24 protein-coding genes and 2 pseudogenes are annotated in these 22,679 nt (G+C 69.9%); 12 read left to right on the plus strand and 14 right to left on the minus strand.

Annotated elements, in window-relative coordinates; translation table 11 throughout:
- The 5 genes and pseudogenes from Ae331Ps2_RS28395 to Ae331Ps2_RS28410 all read left to right on the plus strand — a co-directional run.
- A pseudogene (locus tag Ae331Ps2_RS28395) lies at positions 1-253 on the plus strand (IS701 family transposase); the annotation flags it as partial.
- Positions 250-417 carry a hypothetical protein gene (locus tag Ae331Ps2_RS32280; RefSeq protein ID WP_170917006.1) on the plus strand — a complete coding sequence of 56 codons (168 nt, stop codon included), beginning with the start codon at positions 250-252 and terminating at the stop codon, positions 415-417. The pseudogene Ae331Ps2_RS28395 and the gene Ae331Ps2_RS32280, both read left to right, overlap by 4 nt.
- Before the next feature lie 1,127 nt (positions 418-1,544).
- The gene (locus tag Ae331Ps2_RS28400; protein WP_198932391.1) at positions 1,545-2,087 is read left to right on the plus strand and encodes a hypothetical protein; all 543 of its coding nucleotides are present in this window, start codon (positions 1,545-1,547) and stop codon (positions 2,085-2,087) included.
- The gene (locus Ae331Ps2_RS28405; protein ID WP_075313262.1) at positions 2,084-2,338 is read left to right on the plus strand and encodes a hypothetical protein; all 255 of its coding nucleotides are present in this window, start codon (positions 2,084-2,086) and stop codon (positions 2,336-2,338) included. Before Ae331Ps2_RS28400 ends, Ae331Ps2_RS28405 begins: the two co-directional genes overlap by 4 nt.
- Before the next feature lie 656 nt (positions 2,339-2,994).
- Positions 2,995-3,552, plus strand: coding sequence for a hypothetical protein (locus tag Ae331Ps2_RS28410; protein ID WP_075313165.1), 558 nt, complete (start codon positions 2,995-2,997; stop codon positions 3,550-3,552).
- Positions 3,553-3,641: 89 nt separating this feature from the next.
- On the opposite strand, the gene Ae331Ps2_RS28415 is transcribed toward Ae331Ps2_RS28410, so the two are convergent.
- The 9 genes from Ae331Ps2_RS28415 to Ae331Ps2_RS28450 all read right to left on the minus strand — a co-directional run bounded on the left by Ae331Ps2_RS28415 (position 3,642) and on the right by Ae331Ps2_RS28450 (position 12,113).
- Entirely contained in the window at positions 3,642-4,745 is a 1,104-nt protein-coding gene (locus tag Ae331Ps2_RS28415; protein WP_075313163.1) for a hypothetical protein, read from the minus strand.
- A gap of 135 nt (positions 4,746-4,880) precedes the next feature.
- A complete protein-coding gene (locus Ae331Ps2_RS28420; protein WP_371335799.1) occupies positions 4,881-6,704 on the minus strand; it encodes a DNA cytosine methyltransferase in 1,824 nt (607 codons plus the stop codon).
- A 149-nt stretch (positions 6,705-6,853) separates the two neighbouring features.
- Positions 6,854-7,525, minus strand: a complete 672-nt coding sequence (locus tag Ae331Ps2_RS28425; protein WP_139319113.1) for a hypothetical protein — start codon at positions 7,523-7,525, stop codon at positions 6,854-6,856.
- Between the two features lie 503 nt (positions 7,526-8,028).
- Complete coding sequence (locus Ae331Ps2_RS32285; RefSeq protein WP_158071635.1) at positions 8,029-8,196, minus strand: hypothetical protein; 168 nt, start codon at positions 8,194-8,196, stop codon at positions 8,029-8,031.
- 89 nt (positions 8,197-8,285) lie between these two features.
- Entirely contained in the window at positions 8,286-9,485 is a 1,200-nt protein-coding gene (locus tag Ae331Ps2_RS28430; RefSeq protein WP_158071634.1) for a bifunctional DNA primase/polymerase, read from the minus strand.
- A 140-nt stretch (positions 9,486-9,625) separates the two neighbouring features.
- Positions 9,626-10,042 carry a hypothetical protein gene (locus tag Ae331Ps2_RS32290; protein WP_075313155.1) on the minus strand — a complete coding sequence of 139 codons (417 nt, stop codon included), beginning with the start codon at positions 10,040-10,042 and terminating at the stop codon, positions 9,626-9,628.
- A gap of 337 nt (positions 10,043-10,379) precedes the next feature.
- On the minus strand, positions 10,380-10,628 hold the full coding sequence (locus Ae331Ps2_RS28440) for a WhiB family transcriptional regulator (RefSeq protein WP_075313154.1): 249 nt from the start codon (positions 10,626-10,628) through the stop codon (positions 10,380-10,382).
- A gap of 133 nt (positions 10,629-10,761) precedes the next feature.
- Positions 10,762-11,481: an AlpA family transcriptional regulator gene (locus Ae331Ps2_RS28445; protein ID WP_075313153.1), complete on the minus strand. Its 720-nt coding sequence runs from the start codon at positions 11,479-11,481 to the stop codon at positions 10,762-10,764.
- A 68-nt stretch (positions 11,482-11,549) separates the two neighbouring features.
- Positions 11,550-12,113, minus strand: coding sequence for an Rv3235 family protein (locus tag Ae331Ps2_RS28450; RefSeq protein ID WP_075313152.1), 564 nt, complete (start codon positions 12,111-12,113; stop codon positions 11,550-11,552).
- Positions 12,114-12,617: 504 nt separating this feature from the next.
- Between Ae331Ps2_RS28450 and Ae331Ps2_RS28455 the strand changes: the two genes are divergently transcribed.
- Positions 12,618-13,346, plus strand: coding sequence for a hypothetical protein (locus Ae331Ps2_RS28455; protein ID WP_075313151.1), 729 nt, complete (start codon positions 12,618-12,620; stop codon positions 13,344-13,346).
- 38 nt (positions 13,347-13,384) lie between these two features.
- On the opposite strand, the gene Ae331Ps2_RS28460 is transcribed toward Ae331Ps2_RS28455, so the two are convergent.
- The 3 genes from Ae331Ps2_RS28460 to Ae331Ps2_RS28470 form a co-directional block, all read right to left on the minus strand.
- A complete protein-coding gene (locus tag Ae331Ps2_RS28460; protein WP_075313150.1) occupies positions 13,385-14,788 on the minus strand; it encodes a helicase-related protein in 1,404 nt (467 codons plus the stop codon).
- A 75-nt stretch (positions 14,789-14,863) separates the two neighbouring features.
- Complete coding sequence (locus tag Ae331Ps2_RS28465; RefSeq protein ID WP_075313149.1) at positions 14,864-18,292, minus strand: hypothetical protein; 3,429 nt, start codon at positions 18,290-18,292, stop codon at positions 14,864-14,866.
- Between the two features lie 158 nt (positions 18,293-18,450).
- The gene (locus Ae331Ps2_RS28470) at positions 18,451-18,858 is read right to left on the minus strand and encodes a hypothetical protein (protein ID WP_075313148.1); all 408 of its coding nucleotides are present in this window, start codon (positions 18,856-18,858) and stop codon (positions 18,451-18,453) included.
- Positions 18,859-19,656: 798 nt separating this feature from the next.
- Here Ae331Ps2_RS28470 and Ae331Ps2_RS28475 point away from each other — a divergent pair.
- The 5 genes from Ae331Ps2_RS28475 to Ae331Ps2_RS32295 are packed head-to-tail and all read left to right on the plus strand — an operon-like array spanning position 19,657 to position 21,128.
- Entirely contained in the window at positions 19,657-19,938 is a 282-nt protein-coding gene (locus Ae331Ps2_RS28475; protein ID WP_075313147.1) for a hypothetical protein, read from the plus strand.
- Entirely contained in the window at positions 19,935-20,288 is a 354-nt protein-coding gene (locus Ae331Ps2_RS28480) for a hypothetical protein (RefSeq protein WP_075313146.1), read from the plus strand. The genes Ae331Ps2_RS28475 and Ae331Ps2_RS28480 overlap by 4 nt, the downstream gene beginning before the upstream one ends.
- A gap of 52 nt (positions 20,289-20,340) precedes the next feature.
- Positions 20,341-20,550 carry a type II toxin-antitoxin system HicA family toxin gene (locus Ae331Ps2_RS28485; protein ID WP_060715088.1) on the plus strand — a complete coding sequence of 70 codons (210 nt, stop codon included), beginning with the start codon at positions 20,341-20,343 and terminating at the stop codon, positions 20,548-20,550.
- Entirely contained in the window at positions 20,547-20,930 is a 384-nt protein-coding gene (locus tag Ae331Ps2_RS28490) for a hypothetical protein (protein ID WP_075313145.1), read from the plus strand. The genes Ae331Ps2_RS28485 and Ae331Ps2_RS28490 overlap by 4 nt, the downstream gene beginning before the upstream one ends.
- Before the next feature lie 21 nt (positions 20,931-20,951).
- The gene (locus Ae331Ps2_RS32295; RefSeq protein WP_158071633.1) at positions 20,952-21,128 is read left to right on the plus strand and encodes a hypothetical protein; all 177 of its coding nucleotides are present in this window, start codon (positions 20,952-20,954) and stop codon (positions 21,126-21,128) included.
- A 100-nt stretch (positions 21,129-21,228) separates the two neighbouring features.
- Here Ae331Ps2_RS32295 and Ae331Ps2_RS28495 read toward each other — a convergent pair whose 3' ends face one another.
- Positions 21,229-21,501 (minus strand): hypothetical protein, encoded by a 273-nt coding sequence (locus tag Ae331Ps2_RS28495; RefSeq protein ID WP_075313143.1) that lies wholly within the window; start codon positions 21,499-21,501, stop codon positions 21,229-21,231.
- A 161-nt stretch (positions 21,502-21,662) separates the two neighbouring features.
- On the opposite strand from Ae331Ps2_RS28495, the pseudogene Ae331Ps2_RS28500 reads away from it, so the two are divergent.
- Positions 21,663-21,911: pseudogene (locus tag Ae331Ps2_RS28500) on the plus strand (leucine zipper domain-containing protein); the annotation flags it as partial.
- A 27-nt stretch (positions 21,912-21,938) separates the two neighbouring features.
- Here the strand turns inward: Ae331Ps2_RS28500 and Ae331Ps2_RS28505 are convergent.
- A partial coding sequence (locus tag Ae331Ps2_RS28505; protein ID WP_175582030.1) for an IS3 family transposase occupies positions 21,939-22,679 on the minus strand: 741 nt, incomplete at its 5' end.

Here is a 22,679-nt window from a genome sequence, read left to right on the forward strand (position 1 = left end):
CTGCGCGGCCCCGGCGAACACGCCGCTGCGCGACCTCGTTCGAGTCGCCGGGGCGCGGTGGGCGATTGAGGAATGCTTCCAGACCGCGAAGAACGAGGCCGGCCTCGACCACTACCAAGTCCGCTCCTACCGAGCCTGGCACGCCCACATCACCCTGGCCATGCTCACCGCGGCCTACCTCGCCGTCACCCGCGCCGCCGAACACGCACGCGAGGCCGAAAAGGGGGATCCTCAGCCAGCCGGCGCGCATTGATTCAGCTGTCGGGCAACGAGATCCGCCGTCTCCTCGCCGCGCTCGCCTTCACCCCGCTCACCTGCATCGACCACGTCATGCACTGGTCGACCTGGCGCCGTGAACGCCAACAACAGGCCCGCGACTGCCACTACCGCCGACGCGGCGAACGACCCCCGAGCTGATCAACTGCCGTTGCAGTACTATCCAGGAAGACACGCCCCCGGCGGGCCTGTCAAGCCCCCGCCTCGCGCCGACTTGCACGGCCCCCCGCCCCGGATTCAGTTACGGAACGTAACATCGGATTGCGGTGGTGGGTCGGAAACAGTTATTGCTGGTCAAGCGCCCAGGTGGCGGCTCGCTGCGCAAACTCGTTGTCCTAGCTTAGGAGGGTCGATCCTCCTAAGCCCTCCGATCCTCCTAAGATCGACTTGGGTTCTGACCTGCTGAAATATCGGCAGTTAGGAGGGTTAGGAGGATTGAGGAGGATTAAGGGCTGCTTCGGGACACCCCCCAGAAATATCACTCTGCGTGACCAGCGTGTCGCCGCTCCGCGGTGTCGCCCCGCGCGTTGCTGTGGAAGGGATTTCCAGGTGGCGCACGGAAGGGGATTCGTTGTGTCGCGACCAGTGCATCGGCCGTTTCTCGGTGTGTTTTTTCTGGATATCGGATTGTTGTTGAGGGCGTCGATGGTCGCCGCTGGATCGCACCCGCTGGTCCCTGCTGAGTGGAGTTCATCGTTCCCTTTACGGCGTCATGGAAGGACTCTTTCTGTGGCGGTGTCTTGAATCTGGTGCGCGGGTTTCCGCCGTGACGGTCAGGCGTCTTGGGGTCGGACTGATGGGGCTGGAGGTGTCCCGGATTGGCTTATTAATGGCCCCGGATTTGTTCGGATTCATGTAGATCATCTTCGGGGGTTCAAGCTGGGGTTTCGGCGGCCCGTGGCGGTCTCGGGAGCGTCGGGAGGCGGTGTCGGCGCGGCTCGCTGAAGGGCCGAGAGCGGCTTTGATGTGGCTTTGAAGCGGCTGGAAGCGCCTGTGAAGCGGTGTTGATCCGGTTCTGGGGCACCCAGTTAGGAGGCGTGGAGCGCTTTGGGAGGTACGGCACGAAGTCCGGTTCTGGTGAGGTGTTTTTCTGGTTTGGGTGGATTGCCGTGTTAGGTGGATGTTTCACGTTTTCACGTTTCGAGTACCGGGTGTGGTCACATGATTGCGCCTGGTAGTGGTTCTTGACCGGTGGGGGGGGGGCGTGTTCGGATGCGCTCGTGAGTGCAAAGAGGTTTGCGTGCCGCGGTATCAGCGTGGTGTTGGTCGTGGCTGTTTCGATGGGTTCGGCTACGGGGATTGCTTCGGCTGGATCCCCGGCAGTAATGGCAAGCACTTCCACTTCGGTCGAGGCTGAGGGTTTGAAGCGTGCGGAGTTTGCAGTTGAGGGTGAATCGCTAAGTCCGGATGAAGTCCGGCGCGTCACCGAAGAGGTCCGGTATTTATTCTCCGTCGTGCTCGTGAACGAAAATGGTCTCTGGCGGGTCAATCCAGCTTTCGTGCACGATAAGGACTTCCGTGAGCTGGGTCGGGTGGCGAATGCACTCAATGAGCCAATTGATTACCACGCATTTAATTCTCCTAAGTATCGCCAATGTGTGCTCAACGCGGTAGGACTAGGCGCCTTTACTGCGAGTGCCGCCGGTGGTGGATCGCAGCTCGGCTATCTCATGGCCGCTAAGAAGTGGACCGAAGTTGCCTGGGTTCTGGCTCGCTTGGTCGGGGTGAATGCATTGAAGGGCGGCGTCGTCGGTACAGCAGCCGCTCTGGCGGGAGCAGGGGCGTGGTGTGCAACGCCGTGGGCGTCATGAAGCTGTATCGGATTTTCAGAACACCGGTCGCCGCTCGAGATGCTGCTGATTTCGTTCTCGAACATCTTCGAGAACGAGGTGCGGTCGACTACTTCTCAGAGGAGAGATTCAAGCCCGTCATTGAGCTGGCTCGACATGGGGCATGGAGTGAAGCAGCAAAAGAGTATCGGAGTATCACGGGGGCGGGAATTAAGGATAGTGTGATCGCGGCCGAGATTGCTCGACGGATCGTCGAATTCGATAAGCGCTGATGAAGATTTACCGTCCGGTCGGAGGTTGTGCAGCGATCAGAAGGTCGTGAACGAGTATGCGACTCGGTCGCAGGCAAGCCGACTCGGGCCACAGCCCGCCCTTGGGACCGGCGTGGCCTGTGACCGCTTGCCAGCACATCGCCCCTTCTTTTGCGCCACCCACTTAGCCGGGCTATGTCTATAACTTGCTCCGCCGTCGGCGGCCGCGGAGTGGTCCGCGGGCTCGCCGCGCGGACACCGTCGGCGGCCGCGCGGGCCGGCCCGACGGTCATCGGTGGATGCATAGGTGCATGGCGGTTGAAAGGAGTAGGAGTCAGAGGGAAGGGCCTGATGCGAACAGGTGGGCACGGCGGCAAGCGGCCGGACTGAGATGGCTACGGATGGAGCTGAGACGGCGCGTGACGGACAGACGGGGCGCGAGGGGCAACAGATGGACAGATGGGCGCCGGCGCGGTGACAGCGGAGCCGTGAGGGCGACGCAGGCCCTTGCTGCTCGCCCGCGGCGCTGGCCCGTCGTGGCAAGCGCTGCCGCACCGCGAAGCGCCGCGTCCGGATCGGTGATCTCGGAGCCGGACGGGTCAGCTCACTGCTCTCGTTTGTTCATCAAACGGGATATAGCCTTCGGTCCCGTCTAGAGAACGAGAAGGGAGATCGCCATGGGATCTCGGACCCGGCGCCGCCCCGAAGGTCGAGCTGCGCGCCACGCCCTGGCTCAGCTCACGGAGGCGCGGGACGCAGTCGACGCCCGGCTGGAGGATCGCCGTCGTCGCGAGAACGTCCTGCTGGAGCGCTACGCGGCGACCCTCGCTGAACAGCAGCGGGTCGAGGACGAGCTGACCGCCGGCCTCGGACGCCTGGCCAGGCTGCGTGCCGACACGGACCAGCAGCTCGCCGCGATCGAGGCCGACCGTGGCGACGTCCTCGTCGGGCTCAACGCCGAGGGGCGGAGCGCTGAGGATCTCGCCCAGATCGCCGGCCTCCCGCTGAAGCGAGTCCGAACGATCCTGCGCAGCAAGAAGCAGCCCGCGGACGGCGTCGCGACCAGCGACGACAGCGAGCGCACCCAAGCACCGGCCCCGCGGCCGGCGGGCGAGGATGACGGCGGAGTGCCCGTCGTGGGGCCCGACGCGCCGGTCCCGACCGAGCCGGACGAGCTGGCGGAAGGCCCCTCCACGGAGTCCGCTCCGGAGTACGCGGGGGACACACAGGGGTGACCTCCGGGCGCCGCTGCGGGCTCCCGAGTGCAGGTCCATCAGTGCTGGTCGGGGCCGCGGCGACGCGTCCCTGGTGGTCCCGGCTCCGGCTACGGGCTGAAGACGTCGTCCGGGAAGGGCGGCTTCCGTTCGGCATGAGCCGCGGTCTGGCACAAGCGACGGAACTGCTGCACCCCGGCCAGTGGGTCGGTGTCGCCGAAGGCGGCCGCGGTGAGGCTCTGCAGGTCCCATCGGACGAGCAGGCCCTGCCGGGCCAGGACGAGTCCGACGTGCTGGATCCCCCACCGATCGGAGACGTCGAGCCAGGCGTATCCGAGGACTTGCTGGAGCCATGCTCGGACGCGTCGCGGTTGGGCCGCATGGGCGCTCACCTTGACGTCGAGCAGCGTGGTTCCGACCAGCAGGTCGGCATCGGCGAAATGGGGGATGAGGGTCGGCGAGGCGTACCCGATCCCGGCCGCCTCGGGTGGCCGCTCCGCTCCCCACGCCAGAAGCGTAGGGAGGTTCTCGCTGGTCGCGAGCGCGCGGACGAGCGCAGCAGCCTCGTGAGCGCTGCCGTCGGGGACGGCTGCGCGGAGGGTCTCGGTCGTCACGGGTCCGCGGTGCGCGAGAGCGCTCAGGGCGCGCGGGCTGTGACCGCTCCGGTAAGCGGCCTCGGCCAGGGCCCACACGCCGTAGGACCGCGCCAGGGCTCTTTCGGCTCCGGCAGTCCCCACCTGCCCGCAGGGAGCGTGCTCGTGATGGAACAGGTGGCCTCGGTTGGCCAGATCGGGGAAGACGCTGTCGCCCCAGGGGGGATCGGTGCTGGTCGCGGCCGGTGCGGGGATCTGGAGCCACTCTCGCGGGGAGGGGTGGAGCGTGTGGGCCACTGTCGCGACCTCGTCGGGCAGCTCGCGGTGCGTCGGGAAGGACAGGGCGATGCGGGCTGCGGCACCTGGGGAGACGAGTTGGCCGGCCAGTAGTCCCTGCAGCGCGGCGTAGGGAGGCGCGGGCTGGACCAGGGCCGCCAGCCGGGCGTCGACGATGCCGCCGACGAGCTGGCTGTCCGCACCTGGCGTCGGTCCCGAGAGGGTTGTCTGCGGAGCCCTCGCGGCTGCCCGTGCCACGTCTCGGGCGACCTGGTCGAGGCCTGTGAGTCGTTGCCGGCACCAGGTGGCGAGGGTCCCGGTGCGGAGTGCTGTCGTGAGCGGCACGGCGACGTCCTCCTCTCCCGGGTCGGCCTCTCTGGTTCTGCACTCTCCACGGTCTGGCATCGAAGGATGCATCGGCCGTGGCGACACCCGGGCGGCGGAGCCCGGTGGTGGTCGGTCACCACCGGGCGCCGCGGATCAGGCGGCGCTGGGCACGGGGGACTCGACCGGCGTGCCGCGGATCGCCTCGACGACGGCGGCCACCAGGTCGCGGGCGACGGGCGGGGTCACTGCGTTGCCCGCCATCCGCACCTGGTGTCGCTTGGTCCCGAGCAGGACGTAGTGCGGAGCGAAGGCCATGCCCTCCTTGATCTCACCTGGGCTCAGCATCCGGAACAGGCAGTCCTCGACGTCGAGGCCGGCCGCTCCGGCCATCAGAGCGTCGCCTTCGACCGTCGTCTGGGTGGCGAGTGGACTGGTCGCTGCCGCCCGGATGCGGCCGGTGTCGTAGGCGTAGAGCATCTCCGGGCTCCAGACCAGGGACTGGTGACCGGCGCTCGTGATGGTGCGCGCAGGCTCGCTGGTCGGGGTGCTCATCTCGGCTCCGCCGCTGTTGTTCCGCATCAGCAGTCCGTGGTGGGTCCCGCTGGCGGCGAAGGTGTCGAGGGGCTCGATCACGCGCTTCGTGCGGTTCGTGCCCCGCAGCGGCACGACCACGACGCCCTCGGTGTCGCGGGTGGTGCGGGCACGCAGCGGCCGGTCGGTCGGCTGGGCGACGTCGTTCCACGTGCCTCCGGCCGGGACGAGCAGTCCGGTCTCGTTGCGGGCCGTCTGCACCCTGAGCGGGCGGTCGGCGGGCAGCGCCACCTTGCCGTCCCGCCCCTCCGCCGGGATCAGGAGCGCTGACGGCGACGCGGTGGGGCTGGGCGCGCGCAGCCCGTCGAGGGGCATCGGCGGTGCGGCGATGGCGCGGTGCTCGGTGGTGGTCAGCGTGCGCAGGGGCTCCTCGACCGGCCAGGCCCGCACCCCGGGCCGACGCTCGAAGGTGTTGCCCGCTGCCTCCAGCGCGATCGGGCCGTAGTAGCGGCGCAGCCCTGCGGCGATGCGCGCCATCGTCTTCGGTGCGAGAGGCCGCTTGCGGTCACCGATCCGCTGCCCCGGCGAGGACCAGTCGATGATGGCCGCGGCCGGGAGGACGTAGGGCTGGACGACGTCGTTGCGGCAGCTCACGCGCGGGCAACGGAAGACGTACTGGGCGCCGTAGGAGCCGTGGGGCCGGTCGAAGTTCTTGGGCGCTCGCAGGGCCGTCACGACCTCGCCGCAGGTCGGGCACCAGGCCTGCGGCCGGGTCCAGCGGTCGAAATCCGGGCGGTTGTAGCGCCGCTGCCAGAAGACCACGTAGACGCGGTCCCGCAGCTGGGGGGCCGGGGCACCGAGCTGGTGCGCGAAGGCCGAGTTGAGGGTCAGGACCTGGTAGTCGTAATCGAGCTTCCGCATGCGGGCGATCCACTTCGGGAAGTGGACCCACTTGAGCAGCGCGGGGACGTTCTCGACGATCACGGCTCGGTAGCGGTGGTGCTCGGCGAACCGGGGCACGTCGTGCATCAGGGCGCGGGAGCGCTCGCCGGCGTCGAGAGGCAGGGGCGGTTCGTCGGTGGCGTCGTCGTCGACGAGCAGGTCGAACAGGCTGGGCTCGGTCTCGGGCTGGGCGAAGGTCTGCTTTTCGCCGCGTGCCGGACTGAAGAAGGTGCAACTGGGCGAGGCCCACAGGAAGTCGGTGCCGGGGAACCGGCTCGGATCGGCCCTCGCGATGTCGATGACGTCGTGCCCCGCGTCGGGCATGTTCCGGTTGTGGGTCTCGACCGCGAGATCCCAGTGGTTGACCGCCATGACGCTTCTGACCCCGGGGACCTGCTCCGCCCCGAAGGAAGATCCCCCTCCGCCACAGAAGAGGTCGGTCAGGCTGAACTCGCAGTCGTCGTAGGCACTTGGAACTGGTGTTCTGCGCAGCACCATTGGCATGGGGTTCTCCGTTCGGCTCTGGGTGAGCGGTTCAAGCTGTCAATCTCTCCCCGCATTTATCACTATACCATGTTTGGCGGTAGTCTACTGGTAGCCGAACGTTTACAAATTCCCCCATGGTGTCGATTCCCGAGCGGCTCCGCCGCTCTTCATGGGGCTTCTGTTGATTTCTTTCCTTTTCGCGACCACGAACGCTTATCTGCGTAGTCCCAGACCCGTCGACGTCGCCAGAATCGTCGCTGCCGGCCGGCGGGCGTCTCCTCGACCTCGTCCGGCTCGATGAACTGGTCGCGACCAACGTAGCTGTTCACGGTCGCGGCGCTGGCCAGACCCAGCACGTGCGCGACCTGGGCGCTGCTGAGCAGCTCGTCGGGGTCGCCGGTCCGGTCGACGGGGGTCAGCCCGCTCTTGAGCTGGTCCTTGTGCCCTCGGTACCAGTCCTGCCACAGCTCGAGGTCGACGTAGCGGCGGCCGTCGCGCCGTATCCCGGGCGGATGGCCGTTCGCCTGGCGCCCGGCGTACCAGCGGTTCAGAGTCGCCTCCGGCTTACCGCTCAGGCGGGCGAGCTCGGTGACGGTCGCCAGGATCCGTCCGTTGACCTCCCGGCGGTCGGCGCCGTACGCGGTGCGCCACCGCCGCCATTCGCGCTCGTCGACGTGCCACTGGCCGTCGACCTCGAGCCCCTCGGGGTGGCCGTTGCGATGCCGGTCGCGCCACCACTTGTAGAGGGTGTGCTCGCGCTCTCCGGTGCGTGCCGCCAGCTCCGAGCGGGAGATCAGCTGGTCTGGCACATCCGGGCTGCCATGGTCCTCGCCCCTCACCGGGGTGAGCGTAGGTAGGGCCGCCCGATGCCGCGGGCGGCGGGTTGTGACAGGCGCCCGTCGACGTCCACGGGCAGCCGGTTCGACTACTCTGCGCATCACTGCTCCCGTTTGATGGGGTCCTTCGGTTCCCGGGTGGACGGAGCACAGGCGGCCGGGGGTCGCTGTCAACCCCGCTCCGGCGGGGACCCGCAAGGGTCGGTCCCCGGTTCGCCGACCACCCATTCCGCCGCTCTGGTGTGGGCGTCAGCCGGCCACGCCACCCGCCCTTCAGTCCCGGGCGCGAGTCCCGTGGCCCCGCCTGAGCTGACAACGGGCACCCGGTCACAGGTCGTCCACCGGTGGGCGAACCCGGTGGTCGAGCTCGCACGCGCTCGCGGTGGTGTCGACCTGCTCGTCGTCGACCTCGGCGCGCGCGGCCCACCACGCCGCTGGGCGACGGAGGCGATCACCGCGATCACCGGCAGACGCAGCCGCCGAAACCATCGCGGCGTCTCGCCCGCTCAGGACAGGACTGCCGTGCCGACGGCGACGAAGGTCGACACCAGCGCGGCGGCGACCGCAGCGACCACGAAGAGCCCTGCGAGTGCCGGGATGCGGGCGACGGCGGCGACCAGTGCGAACAGTGCCGCTGCGCCGCAGGCGATGATCCAAACCAGTGCTGGTTCCATGGGGTGCTTCCTGTCGTGTCGGTGAGGGCCGGCTCGGCCCATGTCGGCGGGTTGAGGGCGCGATCCGAGCGGCGCGGTGCTCGCGCTGGCTAGTGCCCGACTCCGTGCCGGTGCTCGTGGTGTCGTTCGCGGCCGAGCCGCTCGTCCCGGTGGTGCCCGGATTCCGGGGTGGGGCGGTCCGTCCGTGCGCCGCGCAGTCGTTCGATGTCGTGGGCCAGACCTCGGCCCGCACGGGTCACCGCGGCCGCGGTGTGGCGAGCGTGTTGGTCGCCCTCCTGGTCGGCGGCGGTGCGCCCGGCTCGCTCACGGTTCGCGTACCGCGGGCGCCTGGCGCCGTAGGCGAGTCCGTCGCTGATGGTCTGCTCCGCCTCGGACTCGGTGAAGTCGTCGACTCCGATGTGCGTCTGGACGGCCGCGCGGAGGGTCGCGCTGGCCTCCTCGGCGGAGATGACGTTGCCGCCGACGTAGTTGCCCAGCTTGAGCGCGGCGGTCAGCACGGCGTGGTGACGGCCGCCCGGCTGTGCTTCCTCGATGCGTTGGGCCTCGCCTTCGAGGATGCTGCGGACGTAGCGCTCCTGGCGGTTGCCGGTGAGCTCGAGCCGCGGCCGCGGGACGCGGGCGATCTCCGGCTCGGGCGGTGGGGCGAGCAGGCTGCTGATCCACGTGGGCAGCTCGGCGGGCGGGCCGGGCCGCTCGAACTGGTAGCGCCCCTCGGGGCGGACCGAGCCAGGCGCGACGACGTACCCGCCCTCACCTCGCGTGTCGATCTTCCAGCCGAGACGGGTCTGGGAGCTGTTGCGCAGCGCGCTGTCATTGCGGAAGTACAGGTGCCCTCCGCCGGTGGGGGTGGACACCGTCAGGGTCTGGTCGGGCATGCGTTCACCGGCGCGACGCGCGAGCATCTGCAGGACGTCGCGGCCGTTGCGGGCACCCTCGAACTCCTCGGGTGCGGTCGCCCCGTGGCCCTCGTCGAGGTCGATCACCAGGAGCTTCGACGGGCCGCAGGCGATGCCGACGTTGTAGGGCTTGGTGCTCCACCAGCGCCCGATCTGGTCGGGGTCGGTGGTGGCGCGCTGTTCCCAGCCGAGGTGCCCCTCCGGGCCGCTGCAGGGGCCGGTCCGCTTGCAGGTGCGCTTGGCGTGGAAGATCGGCTTCTTGCCGTCGACCTGGAGCGGGAAGACGTGGTAGCCGGCTTGCGCGGCGCCCAGCGCAACCTCCCGCATCTCATGTCGAGTGGCCGGGCGGGTCTGTCGTTCGACGGGATCGCCGGTGGTGTGCGGATCGCTCATGGCACTCTCCGGTTCTGGTGGCGTGGGAACGCTGTCATCGCTCCGCACTTCGTCCACTATACCATAAAATTGGCTGACGGAGCCTCTGACCTGCGTTTTTCTCGGCGATTGGACCGGGAGTAGTGGTACGGGCGCCGCTGTCACGCGCGATCGACGGCGATGAGTACGCGGGTCCGTAGGTCGGGTGCTTCGATGATCTCGGCCCAGGCGACCCAGTCCGGGAAGGCCCGGGCCAGCATCGGGCGGTGCACGGCGGGAACGGCGGCGACCAGCTCGCAGAGCACCCGGCCCCAGGGTGTGGGGGCGATCCCGCCGGGCAGGCCGTGGACGCTCAGCATCGTCTGCAGTGCGTACTGGGCGTCTTCTTCGAGGTCGTGGCATTCCGCGTCGCGGATGAGCAGCTCGACAACGCGTGCGAGCGGCGGTTCTCCGCCCGGGTCGAGACAGTGCAGGGCCGCAGCGAGGTGTCTGGCCTGCTCCCGGCGCGGCTTGCACTGCCAGTGGTCGGTGTCGATCTCGGCGAGTAGGGCGGCAAGCTCGTCGACGGACGGGGTCATGGTCTGCTCCTCTGGTGACGGGTGTGGATCGGTGGCGGTCGGCCGCGGGGGCGGGGTGCCTCTGACAGCACCCCGCCCCGGGATCACGTGTCCGTGAGGACGCTGCGCGGGACCGCGGCCACAGAGGCCGCGTGGTGGTCGCCCCACCGGGCTCCGCAGATCCCGCGACGGCAGTGCGCCGCGGTGGGCGCGATCCCAGCTTCGTGCGGGCCCGGCTCGCCACAGCTCGGGCATGGGTCGAGCAGGTCGGCCCGGAGCGAGTCGTCTGCGGCAGCCGGGGGCCGCCCCGTGCCTGTCTCGGCGAGCGGCCCGGGTGCGCGGTGCTCGCTGGCCCGGTTCATGCGGTGGCCAGTCGCCGGCGGCCGGACCGCTTCAGTGCGCGACGCTCGCCCTCGTCCTGGCCACCCCACACTCCGGTGTCCTCTCCCGCGGTGAGGGCGTAGTCCAGGCAGGCCTTCTGGACGGGGCAGCGGCGGCAGACGGCCTTGGCCTTGTCGATCTGCTGCTTGGCCGGTCCGTCGCTTCCGACGGGGAAGAAGAGCTCGGGGTTCTCGCGGCGGCATGCCGCCTCGACTCGCCAGTCCATCGTGGGGCCCCTTCGATCGGTTTCGGGTGGCCGGTCGGCGCTGTCATCGCCTCCCGACACGATTCACTATACCATGTATGCCAGCGGATGCGGGTTCTTCGTGCGACTGTTCTTGCTGGTCGAGACCCCTTGTTCAGCGGGTTCTGGGGGTGCGTCGGCCGGCCCGTCCGGGCCTGGTGCGACTGTCGGCGAATGCCCAGATCGTGCGGCGGTGGTAGTGCTGTCGGCCGTGGGGGTCTGTCCAGTCGGGGCGGGGGAAGTAGCCCGGGTTTCGAGCGAGGTAGCTACGGATGACTGACGCGTCGGCGTAGCCGAGCACGGCGGCGGCCTGGTCGAGGGTCAGGAGATCGGCGCCGCTCCCGCTGCGGTCCACTGCTGTGAGGCTGGCCCTCTTGGCGGCCTCGTGCTGCTGCCACCAGGCGTCCATCTCGTCGAGGGACCAGTAAAGATGGCGGCCGTCGCGGCGGGCCGGGCGGGGGTGGCCGGTGGCGTCGCGGTCGCTGTAGAGGTTGGCGAGGTGCTGGGGCGAGACACGGAGCCGTCGCGCGAGGGCCGTACGGGTCAGCAGAGTCTCCCCGTCGTGGTCCAGTCGGGCCGGGGGAGGGGCGGTGAGCTGGTCGACGAAGGTCCGCATCGCCTGTTCGTCCCACCACTGTCGTCGGCCCTGCTGCCACGCCACCGCCGGGTGGCCGTTCGTCGCCCGGTGACGCCACCAGCGTTCTGCGGTCGCGCGGCCGACACCGAAGGTCGCGCAGATGCCGGGGCGGGACAGCAGCACGCGGTCGTCGACGACGACCCGCAGCAGCGGGGGGGCGCTCGGGCTCGCGGGGGCCGTTGCCCTATCCCTGCTCATCCGGCTTCTCCCTCCCGACGGGGACGCTCCCCGACAGAGGCTGCCGGGGAGCGTCGTACTGCCTGCGATCAGAGCACTGCGAGGTAGACCAGCCGCCAGCCGCCGATGATCTCGGGGGAGTGCACCGCCCCGTCGAGCTGGATCCGGGCGGTGAGCGCTCGTGGACGCCGGTCGTGCCCGACGAGGACGAGCGCGGTGAGCTCTCCGACGCCCTCGACGGGCTGGCTCACGTGGCTGCTCAGGACGCGGCCGATGCCCCGGCGGCCGCCGCCGCGGAGCAGGAACCCTCGCCCCTGCAGGTACTTCAGGACCTCGGAGTCCGCGAAAGGAGCAAGCTGCGCGGCCGGGCGTCGCCCGGCCAGCACCTCGGCGGCGAGCCGCAGCATGTCGCCTGCGACGCGTGTGAGGTCGGGATCGCGGACGATGTCGGTGACGACCGGGATGCCCCAGTCGGTGTCCTCGAACTCGCCGTAGCCGAGCTGGTCGATCCCGGCGACGACGGCGTACTGGGCGGCGATGTGGTCTACCCGCCGCATCTGGCGAACGGTGACCTCGTCACCCAGCAGGACGCGCTGGTACTCGCTGTTCAGGACGTAGCTGGACTTCTCTGCCTGTCGGACCCTCTTGCTCACGGGCACTCCTTCGGTTCGGGGGTGGCGTTGCTCGGGCTGTCAATCCCTCGCAACGTTTACTAATTTACAGCGTCTAGCTTGCCGTGTCAAGATCCAAACGGCTCTGACCTGCGTTTTGCTTGGGGGACTCTCCGAGTGAGGCCGGGTCCAGGGCGGCGCCCTGGCCCCCCGGGAGGGGGCGGCCCGAAGGGTCGATCTGACTTGGGTGAGGACCAGACCTGGCCTCTGGAGGGTGGGGGTCTCTCCTCGCGTCGGCAGGACGGCGCTCTGCCCGAGGTTCTGTGGAGCTGCCAGGCTCGCCGCAGGCGACCGCGGAGCGGCCGGAGCGCAGCGGAGGGCCTGGCGGCGGAGCAGGTTCTCGGGCACCGTCCTGATGCCGACGCGAGGAGAGACCCCCACCCGGCTCGCCGGCGGGACTCACCCCCGGCCCCCACAGCCGAAGCTGTCCCCACACGAACGGCCTAGTGCGTTGATGGTCGTTCCTGTGCGGCACAGGCTGGGCCCATGACGGAGAACCTCTGGGCCGCGCCGGCTCCCGGCGCCCCCTTCACCTCTCGTTCGCTGGCGCACCTGCAGCTCGCCGAGACCGCGCGGGAGCTGTCGGACTGGGCTCGTCATCTGGTGCCGGCCGGGCGCCGCCCGGATCAGGCCTACGACGGCACCCTGGTCACCGATGCCGCCGCGCTCGTCGAGCTCGCCGGGCACGTGCTCACTGCCGCGGTGCTGGTCGAGCGGCACGACGGCTGTGGCTGGGGCGCGATCGCCGAGGTCCTCGACGTCGCGGAGGCCGACGTCCGACAGCGCTGGGAGCCCATCACCGATGTCTGGAGCCAGGAACAGCCGGGCTGCTCACCCCACGCCGCAGCGCAAGAGGCGTCGAGGGCAGAGCAGCTGCGCACCCTGGACGCGTGGGTGGTCCGGCATCGCGACCCTGGCGACCCCGATCACGGTCCGGCGCCGGTGTCCGCGGTCCTGGAGCGGCAGCACCCCTTGCTGGAGCTGGTGCACCTGCAGGGGCTCGACCGGCTCCGGTCTGAGGAGTTCGGTGCGGCCTCGGCCGAGCGGCGTGCTGTGCTGGAGCGGCTGATCCACGTGCACCAGACGCTCGTCGACCGTGCGGGCACCGATGAGGAGGACCGCCAGGAGCATCGTGCCGAGGTCACCCGGCTGCAGCGCCTTCTCGGGGACCTGGGAGCCGCGAGCGGGGATGGGGGGACCTGCTCCGGCGTGTGAGTGGTGGACGGTGACCGGTCCCCGGCCGGGTGTCGCGGTCACTGGTGTAGCCCGCGTGCAGTCTGTCCCTGACCTGCGGCTTGCTGCTGTGGTGGCGACGGGCTGATCGCTGCTTCCGGCGGCGATGCTGAGCTGCGGTCCCTCCAGGCGTGGCGGGCAGCTTCCAGTTCCTCGGCCGTCGCAGCGCGCGGGGCCGTCGCGGTGTCGGGTCCGTCGCTCCGATCGGTCGTGGGCTGCTGCGCCGGCACCACCTCGGCTTCCGGGCGCTGCTCGTTGGCCTCCTCGATCATCTGCGTGGCGATTGCCTCTGCTGTGGCTCGGGCGCTGGCGAGCTGGTCGGCGTGGGGGAAGGGCTGGTCGAGCCCGGCCCGGGCCTGTTCGGCTTCGCGGCCGGCCAGGCGGCGCTGTTCCTGGAGGGTCTCGGCGAGCTTGTCGAGACCGCCGAGCTTGTTCTCCAGCCGCTGCATCAGGCCGGTGGGGTCGCCGTCGAGGAACTGGGACCGTTCGATGGTGAAGGTCCCGCGGGGCACGTCGACGAGGGTCAGCTCGGCGACGATGTCGTCCCCGGCCGGGCGGACGGCGGCGGTGACGGTGAGCCCGCCGATCTCGACGACGGGGCGGGCGTCGGTGGGGGCGCTGTAGCGGTTGGCCCGGGTCAGCGCGGGACGGAGCAGGTCCTGCAACGAGCGGCCGGCGTCACTTCGTGAGGTGTACGGGTGGCCCCAGACCTCGGCACGGAAGGCCTCGCCGCGTGTGGTGGTGCGGCGCGAGACGGCGGCTTCGACCTGGCGGAGTTCCTCGGTGATCTCCTCCCCGGCGCGCTCGGCCGCACGGACGGTGCGCAGCAGGTGGTCGTTGTTGCGGTAGTGGGCGCGTTCGAGGCGTTCGAGTCGGTTGACGTCGGAGTCGGCCTTGGCCTTCTCCATGACGCGGGGGTCGCCGGTGGCGAGTGCCTTGACCTCGTCGTAGGACAGTGCGGCGTCGCCGATGTCCTCGATCTCGCGGACGTCGAGGCGGCCGCGCATCATCTGCGCGATGAACATCGCCTTCCTGGTGACGGTCTGCCAGGAGTAGGCGTCGAAGCTGCCCTCGGTGACGTAGCGGAGGATCTCGACCTCGGGGTTCTGGTTGCGCTGGCGGATGATGCGGCCCTCGCGCTGGGCGATGTCGGCGGGTCGCCAGGGGCAATCGAGGTGGTGCAGCGCGCGGGCGCGGGTCTGGACGTTCGTCCCGACGCCCATCCGCTGGGTGGACCCGATGAGCACGGCGATCTGTCCCGAGCGGGCGGCGCGGAACATCGCCGCCTTGGCCGCGTCGTTGTTGGCCTCGTGCATGAAGCGCACGCTGCCCTCGGGCAGCCCCCGCTCGTGGAGCTTGGTGCGCAGGTCGTCGTAGACGCTGAACCGGCCCTCGTCGTTGGGGACGCCCAGGTCGCAGAACACGAGCTGGAGCGCGCCGGGGGTCGGATGGGGCTGCTGGGTGTCGGGGTGGAGGTAGGTGGTGTCGCGGTGGTCGCGTCAGATCCGGGCGATGCGGTCGGCGGCGATGTCGAGCTTGGTGACCTCGTCGGTGTCCGCCCCGACGAGCCGGAGGTCCAGGGCTGCGGCCCGCCCCTCGCCGGTGATCGTCAGCATGTTCTCCTTGCCTCGTTCTGCGCCGCCGCTGCGGAGCAGCTCGGCTCGACGGACGAGGTCGGTGACGACGTCCTCGAGTGCGGCGGAGCCCGGGACGACCACGGCTTCGGCGGTGCGACGGCCGCCGTCGTTGGCCTTGAGCGCGGGCACTGGGAGGTCGAGGTCCTCGGCGGTCTTGACGTCGGCCGAGACGTGCCACATGCGGAGCAGCTCGGGGACGTTCTTGAACTTGGCGAACCGGGATTTCATGCGGGGCTTGCCACCGTCGGGGGCGAGCTCGATGCCGGTGACGACCTCGCCGAAGGTGGCGGCCCAGGAGTCGAAGTCCTCGATGCCGGCCTCCTGGAGGAGGTCCGGGCGCAGGTAGCGCTGCATGACGTGCGCTTCGCTGACGCTGTTGGCGATCGGTGTCGCGGTGGCGAGCACCCCGACTCGGCCTCCGTGGCGCTCGCGCAGGTACTCCAGCTTCATGTGCAGGTCGGTGGCCCGGTCGGCGCCGGGCACCGCGGCGTCGGGGATGTTCGACAGGGTGCGCAGGTTCTTGAAGTCGTGGGCCTCGTCGATGGCCAGCCAGTCGATGCCGGTCTGTTCGAACGTGAGGCCGGGGTCCTTGATCTTGTCGAGCTTCTCGCGCAGTCGCTCCTCGGCGCGGGCGAGGATGCCCTCCATCCGCTTGACGTTGAGGGAACGCTCGCCACTGGCCTTCAGGTCCTCGAGCCAGGCACGGACTCGGGCCGATTCCCGCTCCTCGTAGCGGGTCTGGGTCTCCACGCTCATGGGCAGCTTGGTGAACGCGGACCGGGTGAGGATGATCGCGTCCCAGTCGCCGGTGGCGGCTCGGGCGACGAAGTCCCGGCGGCGTTGGGCGGAGAGGTCGTCCTTGCCGGCGGGCAGGATGTTGGCTCGGGGGTAGAGGGCCAGGAACTCGGCCGAGAACTGGTCGAGCATGTGGTTCGGCACGACGATGGCCGGTTTGCGGACCATGCCGAGGCGCTTGAGCTCCATCGCTCCGGCGATCATCTCGACCGTCTTGCCGGCGCCGACCTCGTGGAACAGCCCGACGGCGGGCTCGGAGATCATCCGGGCGATCGCGGCCCGTTGGTGCGGGCGTAGCGGGGGGAAGGTCTCGGCGACGCCGGGCAGGGTGAGCTCGTTGCCGTCGTAGGAGCGCAGCACGATGGCGTTGAATCGCTCGTTGTAGACGCGGGCCAGGTGCTCGGCGCGCTGCGGGTCCTCCCAGACCCACTCGCTGAAGCGGGCGTCCAGGGCGGTCATCTTCTCCTGGGCGGCCAGGGTCTCGGTGGTGTTGAGCCAGCGCCGGCCTTCGTCGTCCTCGTCGTAGACGCGCACGGAGCGCTGCTCGAGTGCCGCTTCGGCGAGATCGGGTGCTGCACGGCGGGTCGTGCCCCAGGTCGAGGTCGCAGCGACGCTGGTGCCGGTGCCCTGGACCTTCCAGATGTTGCCGCCGGCGTGCTCGACCCGCAGGCGTGGGTCCTCGAGGGTCTCGCGCAGGAACTGCTGCACGTGCTCGGCGGAGATCCAGGGTGCGCCGAGTCGGGCGTGGATCTCGGCCGGGCCGAGGTCGCTGGGGATGATCGGGCGGAGGGCGTCGACGTTGCGCTGGAAGTGGGCGTCCGCGGCGGCCGCGGTCTCGGCTGCGGCGAGCTTGGCGCGGACGTTGCCGGACAGGTACTCCGCCGCGACGACCAGGCGCCCGGGTTCGGTGGCGGTGCCGGTCGCATCAGCGCGCGGCGGCTGCTCGAACACCAGGTCGCCGAGGCGGTCCCGTACCTCTGCGGGGTCGGTCTGCAGGAGTGCGGCGATGTGGTTGGTGTTCACCGCGCCGTAGGTGTCCAGGCAGATGGCCAGGGCTTCGGCGGGGGTCTCTGCGCTGGTGCGCGGTCGTCGCGGCGCGACGACGCGTTCGGTGAAGATGGCCGCACGGCTCGCTTGCCCGGTCGACTCGTCGTAGTCCTCCAGCGCGCGGACGACGGGGGAGTAGGGGTCGGCCCGGAAGCCGCCCTGGGGCGGGTGCTGCTTGGCGAGGATGTCCTCCCCGGTCTCGGCGTGCTGTCGGCCGGTCCGGCGCCAGGTGAAGCGGCGGAGGGGGCCGAACGTCTCGACGTAGGCGGCGTAGCGCTGACCGAGCTCCTCCCGCAGCCCGGCGATCTCGGCGGTGTCGTCCGCGGTGGCGGCCTCGGCGTCGAGCAGGGCCTGGGTGGTGTCTCGCAGCCCGATGAGGGCGCGCAGCTCGGTCTGCTGCGTACGAGGCACGGGGTACTCGACCACCGCCCCGTCCTGGATGCGGGTGAAGGTTCCGTCGGGGGTCGTCTGCAGGAGCCCTTCCTGCTGCGCCTCGGCGCCGTTGGCGAGGGTGATGACCGGGTCGGTGGTGCCGGGGTGGCCGGCGTGCGTGTAGCCGAGCCCGCTCATGGAGGCCTGCTGGACGATCTGGCCGAGGGCGGCGGCCAGTGTGGTGTCGGTGAGGTCGCCGACGACCTGCAGCTCGTCGTGGCGGTAGGCGCCGTGCCCGAGCTGGGGGGTGCCGAGAACCATCTCGGGGTTCTGCTGGAAGTAGCGGTTGACCGCGATCTCCCCCTGGTCCCCGATCCTCATCGGGCTGGTGTCGAGCCAGCGGTCGTCGGCCGGGGCCGCACCGGGCTCGCGGCGGCGCAGGACGAGCAGGTCGGTCACGACAGCGGTGCCGGCGGCGCGCTGGTGGGCCTTGCTCGGCAGCCGGACCGCACCGACGAGGTCGGCATGCTCCCCGATCGCGAGACGGGCGCTCGGGTTCTCGGAATCGAGGGTGTATCGGCTGGTCAGGGCGAGGACGAGCCCGCCCGGGTGGGTCAGGTGCACGGACTTGAGCAGGAAGTAGTTGTGGATGCTGTGGGCTCCGGCGTTGTGCACCGGGTCGGCCGGGGCGACCTTCGCGAACGGCACGTTGCCGATGACCAGGTCGAACGTGCCCTCGGGTGCCCGGGTCTGCACGAAGGACTCGCTTCGGATGGTGGCGTGCGGTTGCAGGGCCTGGGCGATGGCTGCGGTGGTCGGCTCCACCTCGACGCCGACCATCCGGGCGTTCTCGGGTGCGAGCGCGAGGAACGTTCCCGCCCCGCACCCGGGCTCGAGCACCGCCCCGCCGGCGAACCCGAGGTCCTCGGCTGCTTGCCACATCGCCTTGGCGATGGTCAGGTCGGTGTAGTGGGCGTTCAGGGTGCTCCGTCGTGCAGCACTGAACTCGGTCTCGCTGAGCAGGTCGCGCAACTCGCGACGGGCCCAGGCGAACTCCTCACGCTGCGGGTCGAACACCCGGGGGACTGCTCCCCACCCGGACCAGCGGGCGAGAGTGGCCTGCTCCTCCGCGTTCGCCGGCCGCTGCGCCCGTTCTACGTGGCGCAGCGCACGCAGCGCGGCCAGGTTCGCCTCGATCCGCGCTCGTTCGCCGGAGGGAGCGAGGTCGTCCTGCGTCAGTGGTCGGAACCGCGGCGCAGCGTCTCCTGCGCCTGCCGCTCCTCCTGGACGATCTGCTGGTACTCCGGATCCTCGGGACTCACGACGAGCGGCAGCGTCGAGCTCGTCGCCGGCGCCGCGGTCGGCTCTTCCGGGTCGATCTCCGACTCCGGGGCCAGACGAACCCGTTCCTGCAGCACGATCACCTCGGCGCGCATCCGCGCCCCTCTCATGCGACCGACCCTGTCGAGGTAGCTCTCCTGCTCCGGATCCGGGCCCTCCAGCTCCAGGGCCAGCGAGTCGATCTCCTTCGACACCTCCTCGCCCAGGTCCTGGAAGAACTGGGTCGGGTTCGGGATTGCTCGGTACCGGTCCGGCAGCCACCGGGCCCAGTACTGATGGGCCATCGCTCCGTAGTCCGTCATCTCGCGCCTCGCTGCTGTGGCTCGCCGCCGCTGTCCCCGGTTCGTCGGTCGAGGGTACGGCTTCCGGGAGTTGTGTCGTTGGACCGTCGACGGCTGGACTTTGCGCTTCGTCGCCGCCCTCTGAGGCGCCCGACAGAAGGTCGTCAAAGGAAAGCTGATTCTCTGGGTCGCTTCGTCGGCTGCGGCGGGCCATCACAGCACCCCGATAGTGTCGGAAAACAATGCCGCAATGACACGCGCCGAACTACCGCGAAAACCGCGCTCAGGATCTGCGAAGACGCACTTCCATCGTGCGCGACACCACCCTCGCAGTCGTGTCTGCAACTCCATAACCCCAGGTTACGCGGTCCGAAGACTGGATTCCACAGATTGCTCCGTCTTTTATACTGGATCGCCCTTTGTGACCCCCACTGAACCAGTAACTCGTCGAGCCGCTGCCGCGAGCCGCCGTCCGCGCTATCTGAAACACTGAGAACAATCAACCAAAAATTCGGTCGCTAACCGTCCGTACACCACGCCCGTATCGCGGATTAATTATCCGAACCGCAGGACTGAGCGGTTCGGAAAGTTCGATTCTGACGACCCCAGGGCTGGTGCAGAGGACGTGTCCGGCGGGGCGTGCGGCGGGCCCGAGCCGGAGAGTTCGGCCGCACTGGGACGCAAGGTCACGCGCAGCGCCGGGAGCGCCCGCGGTGGACGCCCCCGGCTGTGCGGTTCGGCGCGAGGCTCGACCGTGCACCGCACCCTGGCCGGACGCCCGGTGGCGGCGTCGCTACTCGCTGAGCCACGATCGGGGGCGTGGACCTGACGCCTCTCCAGCGGAACACGCTGCACCGCCTCGTCGACGGCGGGCAGGGCCCGGAGTCGCAGCCGCGGACGGCGCTGCGGTGGCTGCGCCGGTACGGACTCGTGGACGCGGACGGCTTCCCCACCGACGAGGGGCGGGCGTACCTCGCGGAGCTGCACCGGCAGCGGCGTCGGCGGATGGATGAGCACGAGGCGGAGCACCGGCGGCGGCAGGCTGACCCGCTGTCGGGGATGCGGGACGCGATCCGGCGGTGGAAGGCCGGCGAGCGGTGACCGCTGACGGGCCGTCCGCGGAGGAGCTGACCGACGCGGCGGTGGCGCGGATCCAGGCGGTGTGCGACGCGGAGCGGATGCGGTACGAGGAGGTCGTCGCCCGCGACCCGTCGGTGAAGGCTGCGATGGAGGGCCGGTACGCCGATGAGCTGGGGGCGTGTGTGCACGCGGTGCGGGACGCCTACCTGGCGGAGGGGATCTCCCGGGAGCGCGCGGCGCAGGCGTCCGAGTCGTGGCTGATGATCAAGTCCGGGGTGCGCGGGGACCTCGCGTTCGCCGACGAGATCCTCGCGGACTTCGCGTCCGGGAAGCTCCGGCGCGGCGGGTCGGGGCTCGGCGCGCAGCCGTAGTTGTCCACCCGGGGTGGACAGCCCTGTACTCGGGGGGCGTACACTCGGTGGTGTGGTCCCGTCCATGAAGCTCCGCGACGTCGAGCGGGCCCTCCTAGCTCACGACTGCCGCGTGCTGTCCGAGGCTGGACCGCACACCAAGTGGGGCTGCCCCTGCGGCGCCCACACCACGCCGGTCCCCCGGCACCGCACCATCTCGCCCGGGGTGGTGCGCAGCATCGGCAAGCGCATGGCGTGCCTGCCGGAAGGGTGGTTGCAGTGAGGTACTTCGTGACCGCGCGCCGGTGGGAGCGCGGATGGGAACTCCACATCGCCGACGAGCACGGCGCCGAGGTCGGGGTGACGCAGTCCCGCACCCTGGGCGGGGCGGAGGCGATGGTGCGGGACTATCTCGCGCTCGACGACCGCGACGCAGCCGCGCCGGTCGAGATCCGGCCGGTGTTCGACTCCGCGGTGCAGGAGCGCATCACCGCGTCCCGTGCCCGGACGCGGGCCGCGCAGCTGGAGCAGGAGGCCGCGGCGAAGGAGTCCCGCGCCGCTGTCGCGCTGCTCGACGACCTCGGGCTGTCCGGGACGGAGATCGCCCGCGTCCTGCAGCTGTCCCGCTCCCGGGTGTCGGACCTGCGAAAGGCGTCCCGGTGACGGGGGGAGAGGATGGCCGGCGTGAGTGATGAGACCGCGCCGCAAGATGTCCCGACCGTGCGGACCGGGGCGGCCGCGCTGGGCGACCGGCTCGCGATGCACTTCGAGGCCGGGCGGGTTCGCCTCGACGGTGTCCGGGTGACCGATCTGGACACCCCGGCGCCGGAGGGCACTCGGATCGTCATCGCCGGGAGCTGACGACGTCCGTCCCGGTTACACCCCGGGACGGCCGCACGGCCCGCCCCCGTTAGTGCCGGGGGCGGGCCGTCGTCGTCTGGGGCGGCGCGGTCGGTCGTGGTCAGTACCGCAGGTTGTAGAGCGACCAGCTGGTCTCCTGGCTCTGGGTCGGGTTCCCGTTGGAGATGCAGCGGTACTCAGAGGTGTCGGGCCTGCCCCGGTAGGCAGCGATCGCCTCCTCGCACGCACCCCTGTTCGCGTAGGTCGCGACGTAGCTCCAGGTTGGGGACTGGGCAGGGGCAATGGGAGCTGCGGCGGCGACCCCGGCACCGACCGACGTCAGCGTGGCGACCCCGAGTGCGAGGCCGATCATCGTGGACCTGAGAACCCGCATGGTCCTACTCCTCCTGCTTGGTGATCTTGGACCTGACGAAGGTTAGGTGTGATGTGCAGGGAGGTTGTACTGCCCGGGATCGGTGATTCTGTCTGACAGACGAAGGCCTCCGGTTGTGAAGTGGAGCTGTCGAGGAACCGCTTCACCCACCGGAGGCCTTCGTGTCCCACGCTAACGCCGCCCTGACCCCGCGCGCCCGGCTGCGGCTCGCTCAACTCGTCGTCGATCACGGCTGGACCCACACCGCCGCGGCGAAGATGTTCATGGTCTCTCCACGGACAGCGTCGAAATGGTCTGACCGCTACCGGGCCGAGGGGCCGGCCGGGATGGTCGACCGCAGCTCACGGCCGCAGCTCTCGCCGAGCAGGACCAGTGCTCGTGTGGTTCGGCAGATCGTGGGTCTGCGCTGGAGTGTTCCCGATTTCTTTGACGCCGGTTTAGGCTGCCAAGTCGGTTATTTTCCTGAATCCTAGCTCGTATTCGGTGGGTTTCAAGTATTCGAGGGTGGAGTGCCGTCTGCGACGGTTGTAGTAGCTCTCGATCCACGCGAATGTCTGCTGTCGGACCTCGGTGACGTCGTTCCATGGCCGGGTGTGGATGAGTTCTTTCTTGTAGCTGGCGAAGAACGACTCGGCGACGGCGTTGTCGAAGCAGGTGGCGCGTCGGCCCATCGATCGGGCCACATTGTTGGCGGCGCAGAAGTCGGTGAACTCCCGGCTCGTGTATTGCGTCCCGCGGTCGCTGTGCATGATCACTCCGGCTGGTGGGCGGCGGGTGAGCAGGGCGGCGGCGAGGGCCTCGGTGATCAGGTTGGTGCGCAGGTGGTCGGCCACGGCGTAGCCGACGACCTTGCGGGAGTGCAGGTCGATCACGGTGGCGAGGTAGGCCCAGCCGTCGACCGTCTGGATGTAGGTGATGTCGCCGCACCAGCGGGTGTCGGGAGCCTCGGCGGTGAAGTCACGCCCGATCAGGTCCGGGGCGTCGATCGGGCGTAGACCTGCGACGGTCGTCTTGCGCCAGGTGTGAGGGTGGCGGCCTTGCAGGCCGGCGGCGCGCATGAGCCGCCAGACCCGCTTGCGGGCGGTCCGGTGGCCGCGAGCGACCAGCTCGGCCCACACCCGGCGCACGCCGGGGTCACCGCGCAGGTCGTGGTGGATCTCTCGGATCGTGTCGGTGAG

The organism is Pseudonocardia sp. Ae331_Ps2 (assembly GCF_001932405.1).
Lineage (GTDB): Bacteria > Actinomycetota > Actinomycetes > Mycobacteriales > Pseudonocardiaceae > Pseudonocardia.

What these genes read in the sequence shown, in the direction of transcription:
- Ae331Ps2_RS32290 (WP_075313155.1), bottom strand. Translation starts at nt 10,042, where the DNA reads ATGACCCCGTCCGTCGACGAGCTTGCCGCCCTACTCGCCGAGATCGAC.
- Ae331Ps2_RS28470 (WP_075313148.1), bottom strand. Translation starts at nt 18,858, where the DNA reads ATGACGGACTACGGAGCGATGGCCCATCAGTACTGGGCCCGGTGGCTG.
- Ae331Ps2_RS28440 (WP_075313154.1), bottom strand. Translation starts at nt 10,628, where the DNA reads ATGGACTGGCGAGTCGAGGCGGCATGCCGCCGCGAGAACCCCGAGCTC.
- Ae331Ps2_RS28405 (WP_075313262.1), top strand. Translation starts at nt 2,084, where the DNA reads ATGAAGCTGTATCGGATTTTCAGAACACCGGTCGCCGCTCGAGATGCT.
- Ae331Ps2_RS28445 (WP_075313153.1), bottom strand. Translation starts at nt 11,481, where the DNA reads ATGAGCAGGGATAGGGCAACGGCCCCCGCGAGCCCGAGCGCCCCCCCG.
- Ae331Ps2_RS32285 (WP_158071635.1), bottom strand. Translation starts at nt 8,196, where the DNA reads ATGGAACCAGCACTGGTTTGGATCATCGCCTGCGGCGCAGCGGCACTG.
- Ae331Ps2_RS28495 (WP_075313143.1), bottom strand. Translation starts at nt 21,501, where the DNA reads ATGCGGGTTCTCAGGTCCACGATGATCGGCCTCGCACTCGGGGTCGCC.
- Ae331Ps2_RS28410 (WP_075313165.1), top strand. Translation starts at nt 2,995, where the DNA reads ATGGGATCTCGGACCCGGCGCCGCCCCGAAGGTCGAGCTGCGCGCCAC.
- Ae331Ps2_RS28430 (WP_158071634.1), bottom strand. Translation starts at nt 9,485, where the DNA reads ATGAGCGATCCGCACACCACCGGCGATCCCGTCGAACGACAGACCCGC.
- Ae331Ps2_RS28455 (WP_075313151.1), top strand. Translation starts at nt 12,618, where the DNA reads ATGACGGAGAACCTCTGGGCCGCGCCGGCTCCCGGCGCCCCCTTCACC.
- Ae331Ps2_RS28420 (WP_371335799.1), bottom strand. Translation starts at nt 6,704, where the DNA reads ATGCCAATGGTGCTGCGCAGAACACCAGTTCCAAGTGCCTACGACGAC.